Annotated in this window: 4 protein-coding genes; 1 reads left to right on the forward strand and 3 read right to left on the reverse strand. The window is 74.4% G+C overall.

Annotated features, from left to right (window positions below; all coding sequences use genetic code 11):
• Window positions 1–151: 151 nt before the first annotated feature.
• The 3 genes from ABT300_RS38900 to glgX all read right to left on the reverse strand — a co-directional run bounded on the left by ABT300_RS38900 (window position 152) and on the right by glgX (window position 6,379).
• The gene (locus ABT300_RS38900; protein ID WP_351686352.1) at window positions 152–1,402 is read right to left on the reverse strand and encodes a M14 family zinc carboxypeptidase; all 1,251 of its coding nucleotides are present in this window, start codon (window positions 1,400–1,402) and stop codon (window positions 152–154) included.
• Between the two features lie 329 nt (window positions 1,403–1,731).
• Window positions 1,732–4,083, reverse strand: a complete 2,352-nt coding sequence (treY, locus tag ABT300_RS38905) for a malto-oligosyltrehalose synthase (RefSeq protein ID WP_351686354.1) — start codon at window positions 4,081–4,083, stop codon at window positions 1,732–1,734.
• A gap of 187 nt (window positions 4,084–4,270) precedes the next feature.
• Window positions 4,271–6,379, reverse strand: a complete 2,109-nt coding sequence (gene glgX, locus ABT300_RS38910) for a glycogen debranching protein GlgX (protein ID WP_351686357.1) — start codon at window positions 6,377–6,379, stop codon at window positions 4,271–4,273.
• A gap of 193 nt (window positions 6,380–6,572) precedes the next feature.
• On the opposite strand from glgX, the gene ABT300_RS38915 reads away from it, so the two are divergent.
• Complete coding sequence (locus ABT300_RS38915; RefSeq protein ID WP_351686360.1) at window positions 6,573–7,391, forward strand: Tat pathway signal sequence domain protein; 819 nt, start codon at window positions 6,573–6,575, stop codon at window positions 7,389–7,391.
• The last annotated feature ends 336 nt before the right edge of the window (window positions 7,392–7,727 follow it).

Raw genomic sequence — 7,727 nt, forward strand, 5'->3', positions numbered from 1 at the left:
GCCCGCGCTCCCGGGGCCGCCCCGGCCGCGGGCGGACCGCCGCCGGGACCGCACCCCCTCGCCGCGTCCGCCGACCCCCGCCCACGTTCGCCGTCCCTCGCCGCGTCCGCCGACTCAGCGCACGTTCGCCGCGTCTGCCGGGCGTCCGCGGCTACGCCGCCCGGTGCCGGGCGTGCAGGGCGGCGGCGACGACCGTCCGGGACTGGTGCTCGACCTGGTGCTCCAGGGGGACCCAGCGGGCGCGGAAGCGGTCGGCGAAGGCGTCGCTCCAGGTGGCGACGAGCCGCTCGAGCCGCGGAGCCGCGTCGTCGTCGTACTCCTGCAGCACCCGCCACAGCATCGCGGCCGCCCGCAGCGGCAGCCGACGGGCGAACGCGTCCACGCTGCCGACGTACGCCATCGTCGTGTCGGCCGGCGGGGTGTGGGTCCAGTCAGCGGCCAGCCCGGGCGCCAGCTCCAGCGCCCATCGAGCCGCCCGCAGCAGCGGCCCGTCGACGCCCTCCAGCCGCGGCAGCACCTCGACGAGCACCCGCTCCACCTCCGTCGCGTCCCGCAGCAGCCGCCGCGCCAGCCGTCGGATCGCCGCGGCCGGAGCGGGGTGCGGTGCGGGGTCGTCCACCATGTCGCTCGCCCACATCGGGACCTCCACCACCGCCGTCAGACCGCCGTAGCGGTGCGCGTGGTACCAGGTGCTGTGCCGGGCGTCGTCGGGCATGCTCGGGTAGGCGGCCGCCGCGCCGACGGCGGGCATCACGTGCACCCCGGGCCCGGACGCCGGCCACCCCGCCGCGTCGGAGGCTCCCGTCTCGACCGGGATGTGCAGCTGCGCGGCGGACTTGGCGAAGGGCTCGGCCAGCCCCGGGATGTCCTTCGTCAGCTGCACCCAGCTGCCGCCCAGGTCGGTCCCGTGCAGGGTCACCTGGAGGTAGGGGCGCAGCTCGTCGATGACGCGGGTCAGCGCGCGCGTCTCGGGCGGCAGGCGGTCCGGCGGCAGGACCGCAGGGGACCACTCGGGCTGCTCCGGGCCCGCCGGACGGAAGAAGCCGAGGTGGTACTCCAGCAGACTGCGGGGCGCGGGAGTGACGTGCAGACTCGCCCCGTCGGGGTCCGCGCAGAGCAGGAAGTGCCAGGACGTGCCGTCGCGCAGCTCGCGTTCGTGGAGCACCCGTTCGGCGAGCGCCAGCAGCGTGCACCCCCCCGTCGGCTCGTTGGCGTGGGCGCCCGCGACGACCAGCACGGCCCGCCGGGCGTGGCCCACGGACAGCAGGTGCAGCGGCCGGCCCGCACGGGACACCCCCACCTGGCGCAGCGTGCACGTGCCGGGCTGGCGCGCGGCCAGAGCCCGGGCAGAAGAGGTCAATTCGGTCACCGTGGGGTAGCGCAGCTCCGGCAGGAGACTCACCCCCGTATTCGTCCGCCCGGCCTTCGCCCCCGCAGTACCCCACGGTCCTTGTGAACTGTCAAGAACGCCCGCGGGCAGGCTCCAGGGGCGCTCGAAGCGCGGGTCGGCGGAGAGGGGCGAGCCGACCGCCCGGCCCGGAGCGCGGGTGTTCGACGCCCGCGCGGACGTGCACGCCGTCCGCCGTCGCGCGGCCGCCGATCCCGCCGCCGGGCCGCGCCCCGGATCTCCGGCCGTCCGTCGCGCGGCTGCCGGTTCCGCCGTCGGGGCGCGTGCTGCGGATCTCCGGGCGTCCGTCGTGAAGCCGCCCGCTCCGCCGCCGGCGCGCCGCGTCAGCCGACCCGCTCCAGCAGCGCCACCGGCAGCCGTTCGAACAGGTCGGCCACGCGCGCGTGGCCGCTGAACTCCCGCTCCCCGGCCAGCACGTCCGCCCAGCGCCCCGGCGGCAGCGCCAGCCGCGTCTCCCGCCAGCCGCCCGCCTCAGCCAGCCGCAGCGACAGCCTGGTGACCGCCGTGACCGCCCGGCCCGAGCGCGCGAACGCCAGACAGTGGTCCGCCGCCGCTCCTTCGGCGGGCAGCGGCTCGTACGTCGCCGACTCCCCGAAGACGTCCGGGCGCCGCCGGCGCAGCCACAGCGCCGCCTCGGTCACGGCCGCCTTGGTGTCGGGCTCCGCGGGCGGGAAGCGCACCGGGCGCCGGTTGTCCGGGTCGACCAGCGTCCGGGACTCGCACTCGGCGCCCTGATAGACGTCCGGCACGCCCGGCATCGTCAGATGCACCAACGCCGTGCCGAGCACGTTCGCCCGGATGTGCGGGGCCAGCGTGCGGCGCAGCGCGGCCACCCGCTCACCGGGCGGCCCGCACGGTCCCGTCGCCGTGAACGCGGCCACCGCGTCCTCGTACGGCGGCTCCTGCTCCGTCCAGCTCGTGTACAGGCCCGCCTCGCGCGCGTGCTTGAGCACGGCCTCCTGCACACGCTCCGCATCCGCCGGGCCGAGCCCGAAGACCGTCTGCCAGGCCGCCCACGCCAGTTGCCCGTCCACCGCCGCCTCCTGCGTGCGGGTGACCTCCTCCAGGACGCCGGACCAGCGCTCCGGGCACTCGGTGAGCACGGCGAGCGCGGTGCGCACGTCGGCGCTGCGCTTGGTGTCGTGCGTCGACACGACCGTCCCGGTGGCCGGCCAGTCGCGCTGCACGCGCGCGCAGTACGCATGGAAGGCGGCCGGCGACACGCCGGGGGAGCCGGGGTCGCCGCCCACCTCGTTCGCCGCGGGCAGCGGCACGTACCGGTAGAACGCCGTGTCCTCCACCGACTTGGCGCGCAGCGCGGACGACGTCTGCGCGAACCGCGCCCGCAGCTCCGCCCCCGCCCCGCCCTCCCCGCCGAGCACCAGCCCTCGCACCGCGTCGACCGCGCCCGCCTCCTCGGGCACCGCGAACGCCTGCCGGGCCTCCTCGGCCGCCGCCTCGGTGACGACGGCCGCCGGGTCGCCCGAGGCGTAGGGCCGGTAGACCTCCATGCGGACCAGCAGCTCCACCAGGGCCCTGCGCAGCGCCCAGGGCGCGCGGTCGCGCAGCGCGGGGTCGGGCGACGCGGCGCACACGCGCGAGGCGGTGCGCGTCAGCCGGTCCGTCTCGGCCGCCAGCTCGTGCGAGATCACCTCGTGGGCCGCCCGCCGCACGGTCGCCGCCCAGTCGCCGCCCCGGTCCGTCTGCGGGGCCGCGAAGCGCCGGTAGCGGGTCAGCAGTTCGGCGGCCCCGGCGGGGTCCGTGAACAGGCCGTCGACGCGGCGCAGGGCGTCGTAGCCGGTCGTGCCGGCGACGGGCCAGCAATCCGGCAGCCGCTCCCCGTCCGCGAGGATCTTCTCGACGACCGTCCACCGGCCGCCGCTCGCCCCGTGCAGCCGCTCCAGGTAGCCGTCCGGGTCGGCGAGGCCGTCCGGGTGGTCCACGCGCAGCCCGTCGAGCACGCCCTCGTGCAGCAGCCGCAGGATCGTGCCGTGGGTGGCCTCGAACACCACCGGGTCCTCCACCCGCACCCCGATGAGCTCCGAGATGCTGAAGAAGCGCCGGTAGTTCAGCTCCGTGCGGGCCAGCCGCCACCAGGCGAGGCGGTACCACTGGGCGTCCAGCAACTGCGGCAGCGGCAGCTCGCCGGTGCCCTCGCGCAGCGGGAAGGCGTGCTCGTGGTAGCGCAGGACGTCGCCGTCCACCCGCAGGCGTCCCAGCTCCCCGCCGACGGGACCGCCGAGCACCGGCAGCAGCATCCGGCCGTCCTGCGCCTCCCAGTCGATGTCGAACCAGCGCGCGTAGGGCGAGTCGGGGCCCTCCCGCAGCACCTCCCACAGGGGGCGGTTGTGGCGCGGGGCCATCGCCATGTGGTTCGGCACGATGTCCGCCACCAGGCCGAGGCCGTGCTCCCGCGCGGCGCCCGCCAGCGCCCGCAGTCCCTCCTCCCCGCCCAGCTCCGCACGCACGCGCGTGGGGTCGGTGACGTCGTAGCCGTGCAGGGAGCCCGGCACGGCCTCCAGGACGGGGGAGAGATGCAGATGCGAGACGCCGAGCGAGGCCAGGTACGGCACGGCCGCCGCCGCGGCCCCGAAGGGGAACCCGGGCTGCAGCTGCAGGCGGTAGGTCGCCGTGGGCGGCACGGGAACGGGGGCGTCACGTCGCTCAGGGGTCATGACACCCTACGTACCCGCCCTGCCGCGATTCGTGTCACCGCCTTCCCCCAGGGGGTGGGGCCGGGTCCCCCCTCGCGCGGGCCCGGCGCCCGCCCCCACGCCGCCCCCGTGCCGGTCCGCCGCTGCCCCCGTGGGGGCCCGTCGCCCCCAGGCCGCCCGCGCGGCCCCCCGTGCCGCCGGGGGCTGCCTATGTCGGCCGCTGCAGCACCGTCATGCTCCGGTCGGGCAGCGTCAGCCGGGCTCCCGCCTGCACCTTGGCGCCCGCCCCCGCCGCCACGGACGCCGGGTCCGCCGTGTCCACGACCACCTGCCACTGCCGTCCGTGGTCGACCGGCACCGTGAACTCCAGCGTCTTGGGGGTCGCGTTGAACATCAGCAGGAAGGAGTCGTCGGTGATCCGTTCGCCGCGCGGACCCGGCTCGGAGATCGCGTTGCCGTTGAGGAACACCGACAGCGCGGACGCCTGCGCCCGGTCCCAGTCCCGCTGCGCCATCTCCGTCCCGCCGGGCGTGAACCAGGCGATGTCCGACAGCTCGTCATGGGTGCCCTCCACCGGCCGCCCGTGGAAGAAGCGGCGCCGCCGGAAGACGGGATGCTCCCTGCGCAGCCGCACCAGCGCGCGCGTGAAGTCCAGCAGCTCGCTGCCCTCCTGCGGCCACTCGACCCAGGCCAGCTCGCTGTCCTGGCAGTAGGCGTTGTTGTTGCCCTTCTGGGTGCGCCCGAACTCGTCCCCGTGGCTGAGCATCGGCACGCCCTGGGAGAGCATCAGCGTGGCGACGAAGTTACGCATCTGCCGGGCCCGCAGCCCCAGCACCCCGGGATCGTCGGTGTCGCCCTCCACGCCGCAGTTCCAGGACCGGTTGTGGCTCTCGCCGTCCCGGTTGTCCTCCCCGTTGGCCTCGTTGTGCTTGTCGTCGTAGGAGACCAGGTCGTGCAGGGTGAACCCGTCATGGCAGGTCACGAAGTTGATCGAGGCCAGCGGACGCCGTCCGTCGTCCTGGTACAGGTCGGACGAGCCGGTCAGCCGGGACGCGAACTCGCCCACCGCCCGCGCCTCGCCCCGCCACACGTCCCGCACGGTGTCGCGGTACTTGCCGTTCCACTCCGTCCACAGCGGCGGGAAGTTCCCCACCTGGTAACCGCCCTCGCCCACGTCCCACGGCTCCGCGATCAGCTTCACCTGGGACACCACCGGGTCCTGCTGGACCAGGTCGAAGAACGACGACAGCCGGTCCACCTCGTGGAACTGGCGCGCCAGGGTCGCCGCGAGGTCGAAGCGGAACCCGTCGACGTGCATCTCCAGCACCCAGTACCGCAACGAGTCCATGATCATCTGCAGTACGTGCGGAGACCGCATGAGCAGCGAGTTACCGGTGCCGGTGGTGTCCGTGTAGTAGCGGGGGTCGTCCGACAGCCGGTAGTAGGAGGGGTTGTCGATGCCCCGGAAGGACAGCGTCGGGCCCAGGTGGTTGCCCTCGGCGGTGTGGTTGTAGACCACGTCGAGGATGACCTCGATGCCCGCCTCGTGCAGCGCCCGCACCGCCGACTTGAACTCCAGCACCTGCTGGCCGCGGTCGCCCCAGGAGGCGTACGCGTTGTGCGGGGCGAAGAAGCCGATCGTGTTGTAGCCCCAGTAGTTGTTCAGCCCCATGTCGACCAGCCGGTGGTCGTTGACGAACTGGTGCACCGGCATCAGCTCCAGGGCTGTCACCCCGAGCTCCGTCAGGTGTTCGAGGACCGCCGGGTGCGCCAGCGCCGCATACGTGCCGCGCAGCTCCTCGGGCAGCCCCGGGTGGCGCATCGTCAGACCCTTGACGTGCGCCTCGTAGATCACCGTCTGGTGGTAGTCGGTGCGCGGCCTGCGATCGTCGCCCCAGTCGAAGTACGGGTTGACCACCACCGACGTCATCGTGTGCGGCGCCGAGTCGAGGTCGTTGCGCCGCTCGGGCGCGCCGAAGTGGTAGCCGTACACCTCCTCGCCCCACCGGATCGCGCCGGCCACCGCCTTCGCGTAGGGGTCGAGCAGCAGCTTCGCCGAGTTGCAGCGCTGCCCGCGACCGGGGTCGTAGGGGCCGTGCACCCGGAAGCCGTACCGCTGCCCCGGCATGATGCCCGGCACGTACGCGTGCCGGACGAACGCGTCGCTCTCCCGTAGTTCCACCGCCGTCTCCGAGCCGTCGTCGTGCAGCAGACACAGCTCTACTCGGTCCGCGGCCTCCGTGAAGACCGCGAAGTTCGTGCCGGCGCCGTCGTACGTGGCACCGAGGGGATACGCCTCTCCAGGCCAGACCTGCATGGATACGACTCTTTCAGGTGTGCCGCCGCGGCGGGGTCGCCTTGCCGCCCGAGTCTCCCGGAATCTGAGGGAACCACGCGTGACTTACGCCCCTCTTACCCGATGACCGGTGCATGCGGAGACAAACGAACGCCGCGTGCACGACCATTGGGGCAGACGTACTCCCGGGCAACAGGGGGAGTAGGGGGAGATTGTGCGCACGACGGTGCGCCGCCACCTGGGCAAGGTGGTGGCGGGTACGGCCATAGCGGTGGCCGCGACGGCCGTGATGGTCGGGATCACCCTCCCGGGCACGGCGGGGGCGGACGACAAGGGAGGCAGCGGGAACGGACAGAGCGCCGGGCAGGCGGCCGACGGGCGGCAGGGGGACACCGCGGCGGTGCGCCCCGGCGTCGTCGAGGACGCGCCCGCCGAGGGCGCCAAGGGCACCGGGCGCGACCCGCTGACCGACGACGAGATCGCGCGCGTCGAGAAGATCGCGCTCAACCAGCAGCCCCTCACCGCGGCGAGGGACGTGGACGGCGACCGCGGCCCCCAGCGCCTCGGCGTGGACCTCGCCGACCCCGAGGCCGCCGAGGTGGACGACCCCGACGCGCCCCGGCGCGCGGACGTGTCCTTCTACGACTACAAGACCGACACGCTCGTCACCAAGACCGTCAACCTCGCCACCGGCAAGGTCGAGGCCACCGGCTCCCAGCACGGCGTCCAGCCGCCGCTCGGCACCGCCGAGCAGAACGAGGCGGCCGCCCTGCTGATCGCCGACCCGCTCGGTGCCGGCCTCAAGGCCGACTTCAAGGACGCCACCGGCAAGGCCCTCACCTCCCCCGACCAGCTGCAGCTCGCCAGCATGGTGTACCGGGCGACGCCGGGCGCCGGCCCGGCCGCCCTCGCCAAGTGCGGCGAACACCGCTGCGTACGGCTGCTGTCGAAGGTCAAGAACGGACCGTGGATCGACACCCGCAGCCTGGTGATCGACCTCAGCGCCCGCAAGGTGGCCCGCCTCGCCGGCTGAGCCGGCCCCGCACCCTCCCGAACCCGCGCGTGGGCTCCACGCCCGCCCACGCCCGCCCACGCCCGTCCGTCCGTTCATTTGTCGCCCCGCCTGCCTCCTGCAGAGGGATGCAAAGGAGTCGTCTCGTCATGCGCGTTCCGTTTCTGAGCAGCGGCCCACGGTCGCAGGGCGCCGCCCGCACCGGCGCGGCCGTCGGTCTCTGTGTGGCGACGCTCGCCGCCGGCGCGGTCGCCGGCGCCGGCCCGGCCGTCGCCCGGGCCGATGCGGATAGCGGGGTGGGTGGGAACTGTGTTTTGCGAGTTGTGTTTTGATAGGTGGGGGGCGGGTGATTTAAAA

It is taken from the genome of Streptomyces sp. NPDC001027 (genome assembly GCF_040299045.1).
Lineage (GTDB): Bacteria > Actinomycetota > Actinomycetes > Streptomycetales > Streptomycetaceae > Streptomyces.

What these genes read in the sequence shown, in the direction of transcription:
- glgX (WP_351686357.1), bottom strand. Translation starts at nt 6,379, where the DNA reads ATGCAGGTCTGGCCTGGAGAGGCGTATCCCCTCGGTGCCACGTACGAC.
- treY (WP_351686354.1), bottom strand. Translation starts at nt 4,083, where the DNA reads ATGACCCCTGAGCGACGTGACGCCCCCGTTCCCGTGCCGCCCACGGCG.